Genomic DNA, 18,158 nt, shown 5'->3' with positions numbered 1-18,158 from the left:
TGAAATTTTCCGGAAAAACACAGGGGCAATAGTGTTCACCAAGGCCTGAAATATTCCACAGAAAAGGGCCCACCCATCGCACTATTCGCTTGACGGTTGTATTTGTGATTATTTGCAAAATAACCTATTTATTCCTACGATAGGAGTTGACAGGGCACAGGCCCGTCTGTATGGTCTTAATGTGCCCTCATATAGAGGGAGTGAGTGAGGCGGCCGCCTCGCCCAACTAGCCATATCGGATATGGCTCACACCCCCCGCACCGGCCTCCGGTGCCAGCCTACGAGGATGTCATGGCCCTGAACAACGCTGCTGTCGCCGATATCGGTTTCGCTTCGCTCGTCGGTGCGGAAAGCATGAAGCTGCACGCCTATAGTGCCTTCACGCTCCTGTTCATGATGAACTCGGGCACCGACACCAAGGTCATCCGCAAGCACCTGGCCGCCCGCGCCCATGATACGGGGCTGATCGCCGAAAACACCTGGCAGAGCTACGTCAAGGGTGTGGAGACGGCGGCAACCATGTTCCACACCCACGCCACGGATGAGGTGGCGGCCATATTGGATATGGCGGCCGATGAGGCGGTGGACGCGGTTCGCCAGCTTTACGAAGGCCTCAATATCCTGTCCGGGTCGGATATCCGGGCCTGGGCCACGGCGGGCGAGTTCCTGCCGCTCGACAAGGCGGCGGCCAAGGCGGCCAAGGCGGCGGCGGCCAAGGCCAAGGCGCTGGGCCGGGACGCCAGCGCGGCGGCCCTGTTCTTCTCCGGCAACGCGGCGGACAGCAGCGCCATATCCGATATGGCTCCCGCGGCCCCGGTTTCGGCCCTGGACGCGGTTCTCGCCGGGATCGCGGCCCTGACCACGGCCGACGCGATGACGGCCCTGGCGGCCCTCAATGAGCGGATCGGCGCCCTACAGGCGATGGTCGACGCCGCCCCGGCCCCGACCACGGCCCCGGTGCTGGCCGACACCGTCGAGCCGGAGGCCCTGTCGGCCCTGGCCAAGCACTTCGCCAAGCAGGCGGCTTAAAGCCCACACCGGGCGCCCTACGGGGCGCCCACCCACGCTCACGCGCATCGGCGCGCACCGAGGCCCTGTCTCGGTGTGCGCCCATGCGCGCGCTCGTGCGCGCCATGCCGCCCGGCATCCAGCCATATCCAATATGGCGCCCTCCCCACATCACGGAGTTTTCCGATGGCCCACGCCAATCCCGAGTTCGCGCTCGGCCTCATGCGCCATGAGGCGAGCCCGGTGCGCTTCCAGACACGCCCGCCGGCGAGCCTGGTCTCGCTGCGCTACGCGATGCAGGCGCTAATCGCGATCCCGACCGAGGAACGCACGCCCGCGCAGCAGCACCAGATCGACCTCTACTTCACGGTCTCGCGCCAGACGCGCCACGCGACCGCACGCGGGCGCAGTCTCGTGGACGCCATCGCGGAGCCGGTGGGCGGCATGCACGGCGCCGACAAGCGCGCCGAGCGCTTCATCGAGCCCAAGCGCCGCTATCCCGCGGACGTCCAGGCCGGCCGCGAGAAGATCAGGCGCGGCACCCTACCGCGATGACGCACTGGAGCGCGCACTGGCCCACCGGGCCACCATGCGGGCACGCGACAACGCCCGAGATCCGTCTCGGGACCTCACGACCATATCCGATATGGAGGACATCATGGACACGAACGCGGACAAGATCATTTTCCTGGTCGGCACCGTGCTGCTGACCCTGTACGTGGTGCTCGGCGAGGTCCTGGTGCCGGGCGCGCCGGGCATTTTCTAGCGTGTCTCGGGCTCACGGTACGGAACGTACTTCCTAGATGGTAGTTGGTGGGGTATGCGGTCGCCCGTCGCGCCATCTAGGAGCTGCCAGCGCACGCGCAAAACGCGGTCCTGGTCTCGTGATCGGTGCGGGGCACGTAAGTTCTTGTCTTTCTTCTTCTTTTCCCTTCTTCTAGGGTGTAGGAGAAAAACTAGAGCTTATAAATTCCGACCCTAAGTAGCTGGAAATCCGAACATTAGGAACAATGTTATTGTTCTATAAGGGGTAAGAGGCGAACTCGTAAGCCTTAGAATTGGTACGAAACGGACTAGAGGGCCATGACCGACACACCGACACCGCTGAGCCTCACCGAGCTACCAACCAGGATCAGGAATAAGATCCGGCTCGACCACGAAAACGAACGCGAGGCTTGCTGGGAGTGGACAGGCTCATTTCGTGCGCCGACCCGCTACCACAAGGAGTACCCGGTGAAGGAGGACACCTCGCGCTTCCGCCACACCACCGGCTGCATGGTGAACGCACGCGGGACACCGACCGTGTGGGTGAGCGCGCTCGGCTACCCGGTGGCCGCCTATCGTGTGGTCTACGGCCTGGTCCACGGGATCGACCTGAAGGCCGTGCCCAAGCTCGGGCGCTGCCACAACGACCGGTGCGTGAACCCGCACCACACGCAGGACATGGGCGCGGTGCCGGACACCCGCCCGCTGCTGGGCGCCATGCGGGTGCTGGAGCAGTTCACGCCCGGCGAGCCACATCCGCAGCCGCAGCTGGTAGGCGACCCGAACGTCGAGACGCCCCTGGAGACCCTCCAGCGCGTGCGCCCGGCAGCCGAGCAGACCATCGAGAGCGCCGAGGATGAATGCGAGCTGCCGCCCGGCTCGGTCACGCCTGACACATGGGCCGCATATCTCGCCTGGGACGAAGCCAACCCGGATTGACGTGTGCCCGGTTCGGACTGTACGGAACGTACCGAGATGTTCGCCGCGACAGCGCGGACGCGTCATTGGTTCGGTACGTTACGTTCCATTTTGCTGGGACATTATGCAAAATTAGCAGGTGGCCAACTCATCCAGAAGTGGATATGTGACGCCTGTAATATGAGGGAAACGAATGCCAGGACGCTCGCTCGGACGCTCGCTCGGAACCGTGCCGAAGCGCCTGCTCGCCCTCCAGTCGACCGTGGTGGAGAGCGCCCCCGGCATCACCTCGCCCGAGCTGCGGGCCTTCCTCTTCGTCGCGGACAATGAGGGCGCCTGCCAGCGCGACGTCCGCGACTTCCTCGACATCCCTCAGGCGACCGCCAGCCGTGTGGTGGGCAACCTCAAGGCGGGCAACTTCGACCTGATCCACTGCGAGCCGAAGGGCCGCCAGCACGAGCTGCGCCTGTCCCCGAAGGGCCGCCAGCTGCTGGCCCGCCTCGCCTGCCTCCTCGGCTGCTTCTGCGCCACCCCGGCTGCCAACTCGATCCTGAACCAGTTCGAGGTCGGACCGCCGCTATCCAGCTTCTCGCATGCGTACGACGCATGCCGTGATCGGCATGTGTTCAGCTGCGATGTGAGCTGATCCCCAGGTCAGTAGCTGCCCCGGGGTGAAACCTGGGGTTGGCGCAACTAGAACAGAATGAGAACATCGCTGCGCGTCGCGAGCCCGACGTGTGGGCGCACCGAGCCAGTTTGGTAAGGAGGACCATATCCAATATGGGCATGCCACGAACGCACACCGACTTCGGGCCACAGAACGTGGCCAACGTCCTCGACGGTATGCACGCCACGCTGCGGCTGCCGCACGAGTGGAGCCGGCGCGCTGGCTCGCACACCAGCGAGGGGATGCCCTGCGACCCCTGCTCGCCCGCCGCCCGGTCCTGGTGCCTGTCTGGCGCGCTGGACCGCATGCTGGGCCAGATCGTGGACCCGGTCCTGCGGGCTCGCCTCGCCGAGGACACCGAGATCCTCCTCCTCGACACCGCGCGCCGCATCTTCGGCACGCCCTGCCTTGAGAGCCTGCAGCAGCTCAACGACAGCCGCAGCACCAGCCACACCGACGTGCTCGACGTCATCGCAGAGGCTCGCGCCACCCTGCCGGCCTATCGCGCCCGGCCCTCGCAGATCGAGTATTTCACGCCGCGCGCAGTCATCGACTACGCGGCGGCGCTCAGCCGTTCCGTGAACGCCTGACGGCCGTGGAACAGGCTCGGCCACGCCCCCTCGACCCGAGCCCGCAGCGCGTGCTCGTTCAGCACCTCGATCCGGCCTTTGTCGACCTGGCGCAGCACGCCCTCGTTCGTCATGGCCGTGAGCGCTTCCGTCACGGACGGGCGTCTGCAGCCCAGGCGTTTCGAGATGTGGATGTGCGTGAGCGGCAGCGTCTGCTCACGCAGCAGGTTCAACGTCTCCAGCAGGTAGGCCGCGACCCGCTCGGGCACGCCAAGCCGTTGCTGACCGGCGGCTTGCTGCGCCAGCTCTTCCAGAGCCAGCGCCGTGAAATTCAGCAGCAGCTCACGCGAGGCCGGCGAGCTGTCCATCATGCGGCGCGCCGCCGAGATCTGGCAGCGGAGCGCTTGCCCGCCGTGATCCACCACGGTCATGCGCGAGGACAGGCTGTTGGAGATCAGGGCCTGGATGCCAACCATGCCAGCGTCACCGTGCATGGCGACCTGGACAGTGTTGTCCTTGTTCTCGCCGGCCACAGAAGCTGGAGCGGCGCTCGGGCTCCATCCTGTGGGGCTTACAAGGTCGACGCATACGCTGTTGATGGGAAAGTGAAGTAGTGCCGGCCGGGTGCCGCCATGAACCAAGGTCTGGCCCGGTCTAACTGTTACACGCTCGAATACATCTACCCAGCTGTCATCAATCTGTACCAGCGCGGCAACTATCTTATTCGTGTGCCCGCTGTAGTACAGCTCACCTCGATTGTCAGTCATGTCGGTCAGATCCTCGGACCGGCTATTGTGGCAGCGGATGCACGCATGTTAAGCCACTTCACCGACAAAATACTTTTGCTGATACAAAGCTGCAGTCGCAGTCATCGCTCAGCTCTGGTCGGTGATTTACTATCATCTTAGGCAAATATTCCGAGTAACGTGACCGTGAGCACTGGATAAATCGTACCGACGCTCGCCCAACGCAGGCTGTCGATATGGTACGCTGATCCACCATTTTCGTTGCACGAAAGTCAACGCCTTCGGCACATATCCCCGTGCGTGTTCTTGTCCTGTTCTCACTGTGCAGTGCGGAAAAATGCGGCGAAGGCCTCCCAACGTCCACTACCAGACCGTGTCCACGCTAGAACTAGATGGTACGGATCGGACTAACAAGTCAAAAGTCCGGCAACAAGTTCGAGGTCGCATTCCATATCGGATATGGGAGAACAAGCCTATGCAGCAGCCACCCAGAGAGACGTCCCAGCAGCGCGCAGATAGGCTGCTCGCTCAGCACCAAGCCCGCCGGGCCGAGCGGAGCTACCCTCAACCCACCACAGTCGCGCATTCGCACGCCTGACCCGCACGGTCCGAAACGGACCCAGCCGATAAGGAGTACCCCCCTATGGCCCTCGTGATTACCGCGACGCCCGCGACGTTCGACCGCCCCGGCCCTCTCGTCGTCATGACGGTGCTGTTCGGCCACAAGATCGAAGGCCTAGCGTGAACCGGGCCCACAACCTGCCGCTCGTCCACGCCCTCGTGGGCGTGGCCTGGGCCCACGACGAGGCTCAGCTCCAGACGGAGAACCCGAAGGTGATCGAGCGACTGCGTCATGCTTCCAATGAAGTACATGAGTGCGCTATGGCTATAGAGCGCGATCTGCCACTTACCGAGCGTCAATCGAGATTGATAGAAGAACTAAATTCGGAAAAATGACACGATAATCAGCACGAATGTAACTTAAGGCGCTTAGAATTAATTCCCGGGCGCGGGCATTCGGAATGATTGCGAGATTATCGATTGCTACACATTAAAAAATGCCAATGCTCGCTCTCCGACAGTAATCGTGTCGCTAAATTTTGGGTCGCTATCCGGATCGGCAAATTTTAGCAGTTCAATCGCGGGAAAATAAAAGTTTCTAGTTACAAATCTCATAAATTTTGCCGGCGATAGGGGAGCGCTAGCGGGTATTCGACATCCTTTGTATTGTCCTAGTGAAAGATGCGATCTAGGATGATCGAACTCGACAAACTCGCTATCCGAGGCAGAGAAATCAAATCTGACCGGAAACTTGACGAGATAATTAGCAGTAATTTCATTGAAAAGAGTGTCATTGATGTATGATTGCGGATCAGCGTCAAAATTCTCCAAACTCGGAGACGGAAATAACGCAAGTCGGTGGGTTTGAATTGTGTTGCGCTTGAAAGTATATAGCATTTGGATCAATGATCCGTCGACCAGTCTTAGATTGTAGGCGCCCGCCTCTCCGAGAGATTTATATATCTCTGGGTAAGGAAGATTTTTTAAACTGATCGACAAATCTGGAGATCCAGTGATATAAATTTCTTGCTCGTGAGTGCCAACGTTTCGGAGCGCTGGAAAATTTTGATGATCCGACAGGCCGGATCTGATAACCCGGCTCATCACGTCACGAATGTTCTGCAGCGTCTGTTGCGGCGTCATATTAGGACCTCAGTATCGCCGCCAACCGCTTCCGGAGTGAAACAGGTAGGTCCTCTAGTTTAACGTCCCCCTGGTCGATCGCGCTTACAACATCAGTAAGATCCGCAACTTTTTTCGAGAGAGTTTCTTGCTCAATTCTCGTGAGGTCCCTGTTAATAGTTCGCATTTCTTTGCGACGAGCCTCATCGGGATATATAAAATTCAGGCAATAGTTATTGTCTTTAACCCGCTCATATTCTTCGATCAATCGATCCATCTTCGGGCCTACACCAAGAACCCTGACCCAGGCTTTGGATCTTGTGATGGCGGTAAACAGCTGGCTCCTGATGCGCGTTAACTTAGCGGGCAGATATGCGCTGTAACAATCGTGTGCATTGATAATGTAGACCATTCCGGCTTCGTTGCCCTTGGCGCGAAAAATCCCGGTAAAAGTGACTACATCATTTTCGAAAAATACATCCGGAGATCCGGAAACGCCAGCAAGGGAGCTATTGATATTCTTCTCGAATAACGCTCCTCTCGCAGCAGAAACAGCACTTCGAGTTGTCATGGGGTCGGGATTGATTACGATTATGTCATCTGGAGATAGATCGTCGACCGAAAGATTTGCCTGGATGGAGTCGACCAGCCAAGCAGTTTGCTCGTCTGCGCTTTCAAAACGTTTGAAAGAAATTAGATCGTCCAAACTCGAATGATTTTCCAGAAATGGGGGACTTGTTTTCTGAGTGCGAGCTAGTGAAACATACTGATTGTCTTTAAGGTCGCCCTCTTTCACCGAGTAGCCGACGTCTCGCCAAAGATGGGCCTGATCAAATGTGGCGATCAAACCGTCAGGCTGGCGGTAAATCCCAAAGCCTAAGGCGTGAGCAGTCGCGAGAATGGGGCGCGAGTTACGATAGCAGACCCGAAGAATAATATCTTGACGAGGTTGGCCTGGCGCCGCTTCGGCGAATTTTACGTGAGCGCGCCCTTTCTTATCTACTCCAAAAAGCTCTTCTGGAGGTGGTAGGGTCGCGTTATTCAAGCTCTGAAGCTCATCGTACGCATAGACTAATCTTTTAGGTGCTTTGAGTGAATGATAGCATAACTGCAGAAAAGAGGGCGGAAGGTCCTGGGCCTCGTCAACTAATATTGCATCGTATAATTGGATAGGGTTTGGGCTGTGCGTCAAGGCGTTCTTACAGGCGCCGTCGAATTCGCGTTCGCTCCCGAAAGCATCTTTTGCTGCACGAAAATCAAAGTACGGAGTATTGTTGTCCTTCGTAAATTGATAGTACATGCCCGCAGGTGTATTAGGCGAGCCCCAAGAGTGAATGATATCTATCTTTTCCCAATCTGGTTCTTCATTAGTCTGCTCGTAGACGAAATTGGTCACTAGTCTTGTGAACTGATCGCGCAATGACCTTGTATTGAAGGTAATCGCAATTCGCCATTCCGGGTGCTGGGCGTGTAGATATGCCACTTTCAGGGCCAGCACGATAGTCTTACCTGATCCCGCTAAACCCCGAATTCTCTGAACTCCGTCGACAGTCTCAATAACGGCGGCGCTCTGATGAGCGTCGAGATTGGCAATTGAGTCATTCAAACGCTGCAACTTGTCGCCGCGAGTGTCAGGGCGCTTCGCTTCGCGCTTTCTCCTGCCTTTTTTTATGGTCGTTAAGGCTTGTATGGCGGAGGCCATAGCTTCGTAGGAGCTCTCTCCCGTCCATTCAATATTGTTGATAAATTTTAAAATCCTGTTCGATGAAAAAAGAGGATGGTCACCGTCAACAATTTCATCTTCAGAAGATGCAGGTGCGAATGTAACTGTCGTGAGCGTTGGGAGCAGTTGCCTTCTCTTCACAAGCGGCTGATGCTGAATTAGTTTGGACTGAAGCTTCGAAAACATATTGTCTTGACGCGCCGCAAAATCGCCGGCCGACTTTCCTTCGACTATATCAAATAAAACTGCGCCATGGTCGGGGCTTAGAAGCACGGCATCAAACGGAAAGGCACCGTCGGGCGTTCCGAGAACTGGATATCCGATGTACAGAGTGCCGTTGATATCTTGATCACTCTCCACCATCGCGGCCAAATGACGGGCCGACATAGGTTTTGTTGTGCTGCCCCAAACCGTTGTCGCCATAGCCGCTCGAAACTCCGCGTAGTCGCCATTTTATCGCATGGAGATGCAGTTGGCGATCTCGAACGCCTCTCCGCGCTTCCCGCCAGCGCCAGATATCTGGCTTCATAACGGCGTAGGCCGTAAACCGCTATATCGGCTGACAACGGCTCGGTTCGGAATGCCACGTCAAAGGAGAAGGCTGCCGCGCTGTTCGGCTACCTTAAGGCTCCCGCGTCAGGATTGGCCTGACGGGCATAAGTGTGTTGCCCACTCTGATGACCATTTCCTGCAGGCGGCGTATCCCTCAGCGGTAATGCTGGACGCTCTCGGCAGATCCGCCGCGACTGCAGCTGGAGGCCAGCTGAGTACCAATCTCGGAAAGTGAGTACCCCGTGAGTACCCCGACCCCAATCCGGTACTCACCGGGACCGAGGTCCCGCCGGATTATCCAACGGATTGAATGGGATGCTTGGTGGGCGCACTAGGGTTCGAACCTAGGACCCGCTGATTAAGAGTCAGCTGCTCTACCAACTGAGCTATGCGCCCGATCGCTTCTGCGACCGCCCGGTGGCCACCAAGTCCGTCCGGGGTGGCGGGCTGATACCAACGCGGCCGGGGCCTGTCCACCCCCGGCCGCCGCTTTTTCTCATTCCGCCGCCGCATGCTGTGCATGCACGCGCACGGAATGAGCCGACAGCTTGTTCAGCGCCGACAGATACGCCTTCGCCGACGCCACGAGCGTGTCCGGATCGGCTCCGCGCGCGGTGACGCTGCGCTCGCCGTCCCGTAGGCGCACCGAGACCTCGGCCTGCGCGTCCGTCCCGCCGGTCACGGCATGGACCTGATAGAGTTCCAGCTGCGCCTGATGCGGGACCAGCGCCGAGATCGCGTTGAACACCGCGTCCACCGGCCCGTTGCCGTCCGCCTCCTCGATCCGCGTTCCGGTCTCGTCGGCGATCCGCAGCGTGGCGCGCTGCGGTCCGCGGGTGCCGGCGATGACCGACAGCGAGACCAGCCGGATCCGGTCATGGGCCGTGGCGAGGTTCTCGTCGACCAGTGCCTCGATATCCTCGTCGTAGACGTGCTTCTTCCGGTCGGCCAAGGCCTTGAACCGGTCGAAGGCGTCCTGGAACTGGTTGTCCGACAGGTGCAGGCCGAGATCCTCCAGCTTGGAGCGGAACGCCGCCCGGCCGGAGTGCTTGCCCATCACCAGGGAGGTCTTGGTCAGCCCCACGGAGGCCGGCGTCATGATCTCGTAGGTCTCGGCGTTCTTCAGCATGCCGTCCTGGTGAATGCCGCTCTCGTGCGCGAAGGCGTTGCGGCCGACGATCGCCTTGTTGAACTGCACAGGAAAGTTCGTGGCGTGGCTCACGAGCTTCGAGGCTCGGGTCAGCATGGTCGACTCGACGCCGGTCTCGTAGGGCAGCACGTCCGCGCGGGTGCGCAGCGCCATCACGATCTCCTCGAGTGCGGCGTTGCCAGCGCGCTCGCCGATGCCGTTGATCGTGCACTCGACCTGCCGGGCGCCGCCCTCGATGCCGGCCAGGGAATTGGCGATCGCGAGGCCCAGGTCGTTGTGGCAATGGACCGAGAACACGGCCTTGTCGGCGTTCGGCACGCGCGCGCGGACGTTCGCGAACATGTCGCGGTACTCCGACGGCGTGGCGTAGCCGACTGTATCGGGGAGGTTGATGGTCGTAGCGCCGGCCTTGATCGCCGCCTCAACGCAGCGGCACAGGTAGTCGAGCGGCGTGCGGGTCGCGTCCATGGCCGACCACTCCACGTCCTCGACGAGGTCGCGGGCCTGGGCCACGGTCTTGAGGATGATCTCGACGACCTCGTCCTGGCTCTTGCGCATCTGGTGCGCGAGATGGATCGGCGAGGTGGACACGAAGGTGTGGATCCGCGCGCGCTTGGCGTGGCGCACGGCCTCGCCGGCCCGGGCGATGTCGGCGGGGATCGCGCGGGCGAGGCCCGCGATGGTCGCGCGCTTGGTCCTCCGGGCGATCTCCGAGACCGCCTCGAAATCGCCGTTCGACGCGATGGGGAACCCGGCCTCGATGATGTCGACGCCCATCGTGTCGAGCAACTCGGCGACCGCGAGCTTCTCGTCGAAGGTCATGGTGGCGCCGGGGCACTGCTCGCCGTCGCGGAGCGTCGTGTCGAAGATCAGGATCCGGTCGCGGGCGGAAGCGGTGCTGGTCGTAGTCATGGCATTACCCTGTCGCGGGCCGCCCGGCACGTGATGGCGCGGCGCGGCGTGGTGCCCTCGCGGGCGGATTCGCGATTGAAAGAACTCCCCTGAAGGCCCAGGCGCGCGCCCGGACGGCCCTCAGGGGCGGGTAAGCAGAAGCGGAAGAAGGAGCCCGGAGCGGCGCGCACGGGACCGCAGCGCCGTAGAGGCGGCGCGGACGGTCTCGATCGCTGAGCCGGCTCTGGCCAAGGCTCGTCTCTCCTGTCGGCGACCCGCGCGGGACGTTCTCACGGCGCGGTGCCGCCCGTAGGTATCCCCGGATCGACCGGAACACAAGCGAGACCGACGTGTCCGGAGGCGCCGGCCGGGACGGGCGCGGCCGGCGCCTCCGCGAGGATCGCTGCCGCGAGATCGTCGTAGAACAGCATCTGCCCCGCGGCCCAGACCTCGAACTCCGCCAGCAGCGTCGGGTCGAGGCCGTGTCAAAACGCGTTGCTCGTGGCTGGCAGCGTCGCTTGGCAGGATGATGACGGCGGCGCGGTGGGCCGCTTCAGGCTCGAATGGCCTGGATGAGCCAGGCTGCGCCGAACAGGCGGATCATCCGCTTCACGTTGTAGGCAAGAATCGCGAGGCTCATCTCGGTTCTCACGCCTTTCAGGCCCTTCGTCAGGAAGGGCGTGCTGCCCATCCAAGCTTTCAGCGTCCCGAAGACATGCTCGACCGTGGCACGCCGGATCGCCATGGCGTCCGGCATGGCATCGAGCCGCCTCTGCATGGCCTCCAGAACCGCCTCGTGCTTCCAGCGCTTGAAGCGTTTGAACTTCTCGGTGGTACAGCGCGCCCGCATCGCGCAGGCATGACAGGCCTCCAGGTTGCGGTAGTGGTCGATGTCACCGTGTCGATCGGAGCGCGCATTAGACTTTGTCAGCACAGCGCCGGCGGGACAGACGTAGTGATCGGCCGCGGGGTCGTAGACGAAGTCGGCGCGCACGAAGAGCCCCTTCTTGGCTCGACCCGACGTGTCGGCGCGCGGCATGGCCGGCAGGATGCCCGTGCCCTCGCAGGCCAGAACCTCGTTACCGCTGTAGTAGCCGCGATCGGCCAGGACCACGATCTCGCCCGCGTCGATGGCCTGCTTGGCCCAATCGCCCATCGGCACGAGCTGGGTCCGGTCGTGGCCCTCGTTGATGACCTCATGGGCGACGACGAGATGATGCTCGGGGTCAACCGCAATCTGGACGTTGTAGCCGACGATGCCGGTGCCGCGCCCGCTCGTCGCCATCGAGCGGGCGTCCGGGTCGGTCAGCGAGACCTGCCCGTCGTCCGCGATCTCCACCTGCGCCTGAATCTCGCGCAGGAAGGCCATCTGTCGGCGCAGGGCGGCGATCTTCTCACCGATGCGCTGCGTGCGTGCCTCGGGGACGTCGCTGCCCTCCCTGTCCGCCCGGTCGAGCGCCGCGAGGTAGCGGGCGATGCTGGCCTCAACCTGTTCCAGGCGCTTGGCGACCTTGGCCACGGTGTAATTGCGGTCCCGGTTGTTGACCGCCTTGAACTTCGACCCGTCCAAGGCGACGGTCGCCCCGGCGAAGAGCTGCAGATCCCGGCACAGCATCACGAACTGCCGACAGGCCGCCTGGATCGCAGGCCCGTTGTCGCGCCTGAAGTTGGCGATCGTCTTGTGATCGGGCGCCAAGCGACCGGTCAGCCACATCACCTCAATGTTGCGCTGTGCCTCACGCTCAAGTCGCCGGCTCGACGGCACTCGGTTGAGGTAGCCGTAGAGGTAGAGCTTCAGCAGCGTGGCCGGATCATAGGCAGGCCGTCCCGTCGCAGCGGGCTCGAAGCGGGTGAAGCCGAGGGCGCCCAGATCGAGTTCGTCGATGAAGACCTCGATCACCCGAACCGGATTGTCGGCGGTGACGTAGTCATCCAGCGAACTGGGCAACAACCAGGACTGCCGACGGTCCTGCCCTTCGACGAACCGACCCATGCTGGACTCCGCAGGTGAGGCCGCAAGTCTATCTCAGGAGGGACTTTTGACACAGCCTCGGTCGAAGGCGGTCAGGTGGCCGCCGGCGATCCGGATCCATCCCGCGGTCTCGGCCTCGCCGAGCAGGTTGCCGACATGGGCCCGCGACACGTCCAGCCGCTCGGCGAGGCTGCGCAGGCTGAGCGACACCGCCGCCGGCGCGCCGGGCACCGTGGCGGCATAGTGGGCCCCGACCAGGGCCGTGAGCAGCGGGTAGCCGCAGTCCCGTCCGGCGAAATGGAGCACCCGCGGGAACGGCGCGATGAGCGTGCCGTGCCGCAGCACGTGGGCGGCCGAAAGGCGCACCAACTCCCCGAGCCGGTCGGGGCCGTCGAGCATCCCGGCGTGGCCCGGGTCGCGACGGGTCACCGCGTCCATGGCGGCGACGAACAGGCGCCCGCTCCGCGCGATCTCGGTCACCAGGGCCGGTGCCGCCTGCAGGCATTTCACGCGCCCGTCGCCCCGATCCGCCACCGCGGTGACGAATCGCCCGGCCTTCAGGGCCGACACGAAGCCGGCCGTCTGCCTCGGGCTCGATCCCACCATCGCCTGGAGGACCGTCAGGGTGGGACGCGGGCCCCCGTGATGGCGCCACGCGTAGTCGTTGTGGATCAGCATGAACGAGACCACGTAGCGCCCGATCTGATTGAGCAGCTTGTGGCTCGGCCAAACAATCTGCGCCGGTTCGATCATGCCCTGGCAGTAACCGGCGACCGCCGGGCGGAAATCGCGCTCGGATCGAAGCAGAGTGATCCGCGCCCGGAAATGATCGTCCAACATCCGCGCCCCGACTCAGCTGGATCCCGGCCGAAGGGATGCCGCGCACCCGGCCTTCGGTCCAGGATTCCCTGCAAAGTTTGGACTCGGTGGTGAAGAACGCGCCGGGATACGACTCGCAGTGCTTGTCTCAGCGCTGCCGGAGCGAGCGGTCCGCCGGGCCTGGCCGGCGTCAGATGCGAAGGGGACCGTCCACCGTGTGCGATCTGCATCGACCCTCTCTCTCCCGGCGCGGCCTGCTGGCCGCGGCCGCGGCCGGTACCATGATGGGGGCTTCCGCCGGGATCCGGCGGGCCGAGGCGGCCCCGACGGCGCGCGATCGAACGCCATCACGCCCGAGGCGGCCCTCACGCGGCTGCGCGACGGCAACGGCCGCTACGTCGCCAACACGTCGACGAACCGGGACTTCTCGGCCGGTCGCGCCGCGCGGGCCGCGGCGCAGTATCCGATCGCGTGTATCGTCGGCTGCGCCGATGCCCGGGTCGCCCCGGATTTCATCTTCGACCAGGGACCGGGCGATCTGTTCGTCGTCCGCGTCGCCGGCAACTTCGTCACCACCGACGGTCTCGCCAGCCTCGAATACGGCGTGTCGGTCCTGGGCGCGCCGCTGATCCTCGTCCTCGGCCATTCCGATTGCGGGGCGGTGAAGGCGACGATCGACGTCATGAAGACCGACGCGTCGCTCCCCGGTCATCTCGCCGTGCTGATCGAGGCGATTCGCCCGGCGGTGGATCTGGCCGAGAAGGCGCGTGCGCAGGATCCCCTCGCAGAGGCCATCGCCCAGAATGTCCGGCACAGCGTCCGGCGCCTCGAGCAGGCCGGCCCCATCATCGCGGAGGCCGTCGCCGCCGAGCGGGTGAAGGTCGTGGGCGGCTTCTACGACATCGGCACCGGCCGGGTCGTGATCCTCTGACCGCGGTGCCCGATCCGTCCCGGCCTGCGGGCCGGCGCTTCGCCGATGCTTGCCAATGACGGTGCAGCCTCGATAAAGCCCGCCGGCACGTCGAGACCAGAACCGCGAGACCGTCATGGCCAGCTACAAGCTCCTGCTCCTCCCCGGCGACGGGATCGGCCCGGAGGTCGCCGGCGGCATGCAGGTGGTGCTCGACACCCTCAAGGAGACCGGTCTCGCGACCTTCGAGACCGAGACCGACCTCGTCGGCGGCAGCGCCCTCGACGCGCACTGCGTACCCCTGGCGGACGCGACCCTGCAGCGCGCCAAGGACGCGGACGCGATCCTGCTCGGCGCGGTCGGCGGACCGAAATGGGCCGGTGTCGCCTACGAGAACCGCCCCGAAGCCGGCCTGCTGCGCCTGCGCAAGGAGCTCGACCTCTTCGCCAACCTGCGGCCGGCGATCTGCTACCCAGCGCTGGCGGAGGCCTCGGCGCTGAAGCGCGAGCTCGTCGAGGGTCTCGACATCATGATCGTGCGGGAGCTCACCGGCGGCGTCTATTTCGGCCAACCGAAGGAGATCACCACGCTGGAGGACGGCTCCAAGCGGGCGGTCGATACCCAGGTCTACACGACCGCGGAGATCGAGCGGATCGCCCACGTGGCCTTCGATCTCGCGGGCAAGCGCTCGGGCCGAGTCGCCTCGGCCGAGAAGCACAACGTGATGAAGTCGGGCGTCCTGTGGAAGGAGGTCGTCACCAAGGTGCACGCCGAGCACTACGCCGACCTGCAGCTGGAGCACATCCTGGCCGACAACTGCGCCATGCAGCTGGTGCGCCGGCCCAAGCAGTTCGACGTGCTGGTGACCGACAACCTGTTCGGCGACGTGCTCTCCGACATCGCAGCCATGCTCACCGGCTCGCTGGGCATGCTGCCGTCGGCCTCCCTCGGCGCGGTCGACGCGAGCGGCCTGCGCCGCGCGCTCTACGAGCCGGTCCACGGCTCGGCGCCCGACATCGCCGGCCAGGACAAGGCCAACCCGATCGCCATGATCGGCTCGCTCGCCATGTGCCTGCGCTACTCCTTCGGGCTCGGCGACGCGGCCGACGCCCTCGACGGCGCCATCACCGACGCCCTCGCGGGCGGCGCGCGCACCGCCGACATCGCCGGCGAGGGCACGAACCTGATGGGCACGCGCGCCATGGCCAGCGCGGTGGCGGACGCGCTCCGCATCCGGGTCGGCTGAGACACGGCTTCGGCGCGTCGCAGCACCGGGGTCGGTCCCCAGCCGCGTGTTTCGACGCATGGCGGTCGGGCGCGACCTTCGCTATGACGCGCCCATCGAGGATTGGGAGCGTCATGAAGGCCGGAGACGGGGCGTCTGAGCGCGCGAGCGCGGATTTCGGCTTCGAGCGCGTGGCGCTCGACGAGAAGCAGGGGCGCGTCGACAGCGTCTTCCACTCGGTCGCCCGCCGCTACGACATCATGAACGACCTGATGTCGGCGGGCCTGCACCGGGCCTGGAAGGCGCAGCTCGTCTCGATGCTGCGGCCGCCGCAGAACCGCGCCTTCGCGCATCTCGACGTGGCCGGCGGCACCGGCGACGTGGCGTTCCGGGTGCTGGCCGCGGGCGGTCCGCGCACCCGCGTCACCGTCCTCGACATCAACGAGTCGATGCTGCGCGTCGGCGCGGAGCGGGCGCGGGAGCGCAAGGTCGACGAGGCCGGCGACCGGATCGCCTTCGTGACCGGCAACGCCGAGGCCCTGCCGCTGCCGGACGCGTCCTTCGACGCCTACACGATCGCTTTCGGCATCCGGAACGTGCCGCGGATCGAGACGGCGCTGGCCGAGGCGCGGCGGGTGCTGAAGCCCGGCGGGCGCTTCCTCTGCCTGGAATTCTCCGCCGTCGACATCCCGCTGCTCGACCGCATCTACGACGCCTACTCGTTCAACGTGATCCCGCGCATCGGCGCCCGGGTGGCCGGGGACGCCGAGTCCTACCGCTACCTCGTGGAGTCGATCCGGAAGTTCCCGACCCGCGGCGCCTTCGCGGGCATGATTGAGCGCGCGGGCTTCCGGCACGTCACCGACCGGGCGCTGACGGGCGGGATCGTGGCGATCCATTCGGGCTGGAAGGTCTCTTGACCGCCGCCGCGCGCGACGGGAGCCAGCACCGGTGATCAGCGCCGCCGTCAACCTGTTTCGCGGCGCGCGGGTCGGCTTCGTGCTGGCCCGCGAGGGCGCCCTCGCCCTCGTCGACCCCTCTGAGCTGCCCCCGCACCTGCGCCTCGCCCTGCGGATCGGCCGCTCCCTCGAGCGGCCCGGCCTCGACGACGGGGCGGCCCGGCTCTCTGCGGCGATGACGCGCCTCGGCCCGTCCTACGTGAAATTCGGCCAGTTCCTGGCGACGCGGCCCGACATCGTCGGCATGCGCGCGGCCTTCGACTTGGAGAAACTGCAGGACCGGGTGCCGCCCTTCCCGCAGGCGGTCGCGCTTCGTACCGTCGAGGCCGCCCTCGGCAAGCCCGTGAGCGCCCTGTTCGTGTCGTTCAGCGAGCCGATCGCCGCCGCCTCGATCGCGCAGGTCCACAAGGCGATCGTGCAGGATCCCGACGGCACGCAGCGCGCCCTCGCCGTGAAGGTGATGCGGCCTGGCGTCCGCGAGCGCTTCATGCGCGACCTCGAGGTCATGCGCTTCATGGCGCGGGTGGTGAACGCCCTGTCGCCGCAGGCGGAGCGGCTGCGCCCGCGCGAGGTGGTGGAGATCCTCGCGCGCTCGGTGCTGATGGAGATGGATTTCCGCCTGGAGGCGGCGGCCGCCTCCGAGCTCGCCGAGAACACCAAGGACGATCCGGACTTCCGTGTGCCGAGGCCGGAATGGGAGCTGACCGCCCGCGAGGTGTTGTCGGCCGAGTGGATCGAGGGGACCCGCCTGCACAGCGCCGCGGAGCTCGCCGCCCGGGGGCACGATCCGCAGACAATCGGCCGGACCGTCATCCAGAGCTTTCTGCGGCACGCGATCCGCGACGGCTTCTTCCACGCGGACATGCACCAGGGGAATTTGCTGGTCGATGCCGAGGGCCGGCTGGTCGCGGTCGATTTCGGCATCATGGGCCGCCTCGGCCCGAACGAGCGCCGGTTTCTCGCCGAGATCCTGCTGGGCTTCATCCTGCGCGATTACCGCCGGGTGGCGAAGGTCCATTTCGAGGCGGGCTACGTGCCGGCCCACCACTCCGTGGAGGATTTCGCGCAGGCGATCCGCGCCATCGGCGAGCCGATCCACCAGCGCCGGGCCGACGAGATCTCGATGGCCAAGGTCCTGACCCTGCTGTTCGACGTCACGGCCCTGTTCGACATGAGCACCCGCACCGAGCTGGTGATGCTCCAGAAGACCATGGTGGTGGTGGAGGGCGTCGCCCGCTCCCTCGACCCGCGCCTCGATATGTGGACCACGGCCGAGCCGGTCGTGCGCGCCTGGATCGCCCGCAACATGGGGCCGGTCGGCCGGGCGCAGAGCGGCCTGGACGCCCTCAAGGTCGTCTCCGACGTCGTCGGCGACATCCCGGACCTTGCCATGCGGTTGAAGCGCGTGCTGGTCCGCCTCGACGAGGCCGGCACCGGCGATGCCCGCCGGCTGGAGCGCTTCGCCCGCAACGAACGCTACCGCGCGATCTGGTCGACGCTGGCCCTGTGGGGCATCGCCGTCGGCGCGCTGATGCTGGCGTTCCGGGGTCTCTGACGCGGCACCATCCCCGATCCGGGCCCGGGACCGCGCGTCGTCCGCG

At 64.2% G+C, this 18,158-nt stretch carries 14 protein-coding genes, 1 tRNA gene and 1 pseudogene; 9 read left to right on the top strand and 7 right to left on the bottom strand.

The features are described from left to right. The first annotated feature begins 291 nt into the window (after nucleotides 1–291). The 5 genes from ASG32_RS18415 (at nucleotide 292) to ASG32_RS18395 (ending at nucleotide 3,948) form a co-directional block, all read left to right on the top strand. Nucleotides 292–1,029, top strand: coding sequence for a hypothetical protein (locus ASG32_RS18415; RefSeq protein WP_056528961.1), 738 nt, complete (start codon nucleotides 292–294; stop codon nucleotides 1,027–1,029). Between the two features lie 165 nt (nucleotides 1,030–1,194). After that, on the top strand, nucleotides 1,195–1,563 hold the full coding sequence (locus ASG32_RS18410) for a hypothetical protein (RefSeq protein ID WP_056528958.1): 369 nt from the start codon (nucleotides 1,195–1,197) through the stop codon (nucleotides 1,561–1,563). A 528-nt stretch (nucleotides 1,564–2,091) separates the two neighbouring features. Next, nucleotides 2,092–2,712 carry a hypothetical protein gene (locus ASG32_RS18405; RefSeq protein ID WP_157861992.1) on the top strand — a complete coding sequence of 207 codons (621 nt, stop codon included), beginning with the start codon at nucleotides 2,092–2,094 and terminating at the stop codon, nucleotides 2,710–2,712. A 172-nt stretch (nucleotides 2,713–2,884) separates the two neighbouring features. After that, nucleotides 2,885–3,337 (top strand): MarR family winged helix-turn-helix transcriptional regulator, encoded by a 453-nt coding sequence (locus tag ASG32_RS18400; RefSeq protein ID WP_157861991.1) that lies wholly within the window; start codon nucleotides 2,885–2,887, stop codon nucleotides 3,335–3,337. Between the two features lie 140 nt (nucleotides 3,338–3,477). Then, nucleotides 3,478–3,948 carry a hypothetical protein gene (locus tag ASG32_RS18395; protein ID WP_157861990.1) on the top strand — a complete coding sequence of 157 codons (471 nt, stop codon included), beginning with the start codon at nucleotides 3,478–3,480 and terminating at the stop codon, nucleotides 3,946–3,948. Here ASG32_RS18395 and ASG32_RS18390 read toward each other — a convergent pair. The 7 genes from ASG32_RS18390 to ASG32_RS18370 form a co-directional block, all read right to left on the bottom strand. After that, complete coding sequence (locus tag ASG32_RS18390) at nucleotides 3,912–4,694, bottom strand: Crp/Fnr family transcriptional regulator (protein ID WP_082557932.1); 783 nt, start codon at nucleotides 4,692–4,694, stop codon at nucleotides 3,912–3,914. The genes ASG32_RS18395 and ASG32_RS18390 overlap by 37 nt on opposite strands. A gap of 1,023 nt (nucleotides 4,695–5,717) precedes the next feature. Beyond that, nucleotides 5,718–6,377, bottom strand: coding sequence for a DUF2290 domain-containing protein (locus ASG32_RS32680; RefSeq protein ID WP_082557931.1), 660 nt, complete (start codon nucleotides 6,375–6,377; stop codon nucleotides 5,718–5,720). A 1-nt stretch (nucleotide 6,378) separates the two neighbouring features. Further along, the gene (locus tag ASG32_RS32675) at nucleotides 6,379–8,502 is read right to left on the bottom strand and encodes an ATP-binding domain-containing protein (RefSeq protein ID WP_082557948.1); all 2,124 of its coding nucleotides are present in this window, start codon (nucleotides 8,500–8,502) and stop codon (nucleotides 6,379–6,381) included. A 449-nt stretch (nucleotides 8,503–8,951) separates the two neighbouring features. Continuing rightward, nucleotides 8,952–9,027: transfer RNA gene (locus ASG32_RS18385), tRNA-Lys, on the bottom strand. A gap of 100 nt (nucleotides 9,028–9,127) precedes the next feature. Next, nucleotides 9,128–10,693: a 2-isopropylmalate synthase gene (locus tag ASG32_RS18380; protein ID WP_012319619.1), complete on the bottom strand. Its 1,566-nt coding sequence runs from the start codon at nucleotides 10,691–10,693 to the stop codon at nucleotides 9,128–9,130. Nucleotides 10,694–11,225: 532 nt separating this feature from the next. Then, nucleotides 11,226–12,665, bottom strand: a complete 1,440-nt coding sequence (locus ASG32_RS18375) for an IS1182 family transposase (protein ID WP_056528943.1) — start codon at nucleotides 12,663–12,665, stop codon at nucleotides 11,226–11,228. Between the two features lie 33 nt (nucleotides 12,666–12,698). Continuing rightward, complete coding sequence (locus ASG32_RS18370) at nucleotides 12,699–13,484, bottom strand: hypothetical protein (RefSeq protein WP_244492020.1); 786 nt, start codon at nucleotides 13,482–13,484, stop codon at nucleotides 12,699–12,701. A gap of 173 nt (nucleotides 13,485–13,657) precedes the next feature. Here ASG32_RS18370 and ASG32_RS18365 point away from each other — a divergent pair. From ASG32_RS18365 to ubiB, 4 genes and pseudogenes are all read left to right on the top strand, one after another. Continuing rightward, a pseudogene (locus ASG32_RS18365) lies at nucleotides 13,658–14,394 on the top strand (carbonic anhydrase). Between the two features lie 115 nt (nucleotides 14,395–14,509). Continuing rightward, nucleotides 14,510–15,619, top strand: a complete 1,110-nt coding sequence (gene leuB / locus ASG32_RS18360; protein ID WP_056528940.1) for a 3-isopropylmalate dehydrogenase — start codon at nucleotides 14,510–14,512, stop codon at nucleotides 15,617–15,619. Nucleotides 15,620–15,732: 113 nt separating this feature from the next. Continuing rightward, nucleotides 15,733–16,518: a bifunctional demethylmenaquinone methyltransferase/2-methoxy-6-polyprenyl-1,4-benzoquinol methylase UbiE gene (gene ubiE / locus ASG32_RS18355; protein WP_020092132.1), complete on the top strand. Its 786-nt coding sequence runs from the start codon at nucleotides 15,733–15,735 to the stop codon at nucleotides 16,516–16,518. A gap of 31 nt (nucleotides 16,519–16,549) precedes the next feature. Continuing rightward, nucleotides 16,550–18,112 (top strand): 2-polyprenylphenol 6-hydroxylase, encoded by a 1,563-nt coding sequence (ubiB, locus tag ASG32_RS18350; protein WP_056528937.1) that lies wholly within the window; start codon nucleotides 16,550–16,552, stop codon nucleotides 18,110–18,112. The last annotated feature ends 46 nt before the right edge of the window (nucleotides 18,113–18,158 follow it).

It is taken from the genome of Methylobacterium sp. Leaf361, from assembly GCF_001424445.1.
In the GTDB taxonomy this organism is placed as follows: domain Bacteria; phylum Pseudomonadota; class Alphaproteobacteria; order Rhizobiales; family Beijerinckiaceae; genus Methylobacterium.
Note: the sequence above shows the minus strand (reverse complement) of the source record. Positions and strands in the feature narration are given on the sequence as shown.

Coding starts and splice junctions, on each gene's coding strand:
- ubiE (WP_020092132.1), top strand. CDS start 15,733: ATGAAGGCCGGAGACGGGGCGTCTGAGCGCGCGAGCGCGGATTTCGGC.
- ASG32_RS18405 (WP_157861992.1), top strand. CDS start 2,092: ATGACCGACACACCGACACCGCTGAGCCTCACCGAGCTACCAACCAGG.
- leuB (WP_056528940.1), top strand. CDS start 14,510: ATGGCCAGCTACAAGCTCCTGCTCCTCCCCGGCGACGGGATCGGCCCG.
- ASG32_RS32675 (WP_082557948.1), bottom strand. CDS start 8,502: ATGGCGACAACGGTTTGGGGCAGCACAACAAAACCTATGTCGGCCCGT.
- ASG32_RS18415 (WP_056528961.1), top strand. CDS start 292: ATGGCCCTGAACAACGCTGCTGTCGCCGATATCGGTTTCGCTTCGCTC.
- ASG32_RS18390 (WP_082557932.1), bottom strand. CDS start 4,694: ATGACTGACAATCGAGGTGAGCTGTACTACAGCGGGCACACGAATAAG.
- ASG32_RS18375 (WP_056528943.1), bottom strand. CDS start 12,665: ATGGGTCGGTTCGTCGAAGGGCAGGACCGTCGGCAGTCCTGGTTGTTG.
- ASG32_RS32680 (WP_082557931.1), bottom strand. CDS start 6,377: ATGACGCCGCAACAGACGCTGCAGAACATTCGTGACGTGATGAGCCGG.
- ASG32_RS18395 (WP_157861990.1), top strand. CDS start 3,478: ATGCCACGAACGCACACCGACTTCGGGCCACAGAACGTGGCCAACGTC.
- ASG32_RS18370 (WP_244492020.1), bottom strand. CDS start 13,484: ATGTTGGACGATCATTTCCGGGCGCGGATCACTCTGCTTCGATCCGAG.
- ASG32_RS18410 (WP_056528958.1), top strand. CDS start 1,195: ATGGCCCACGCCAATCCCGAGTTCGCGCTCGGCCTCATGCGCCATGAG.
- ASG32_RS18380 (WP_012319619.1), bottom strand. CDS start 10,693: ATGACTACGACCAGCACCGCTTCCGCCCGCGACCGGATCCTGATCTTC.
- ASG32_RS18400 (WP_157861991.1), top strand. CDS start 2,885: ATGCCAGGACGCTCGCTCGGACGCTCGCTCGGAACCGTGCCGAAGCGC.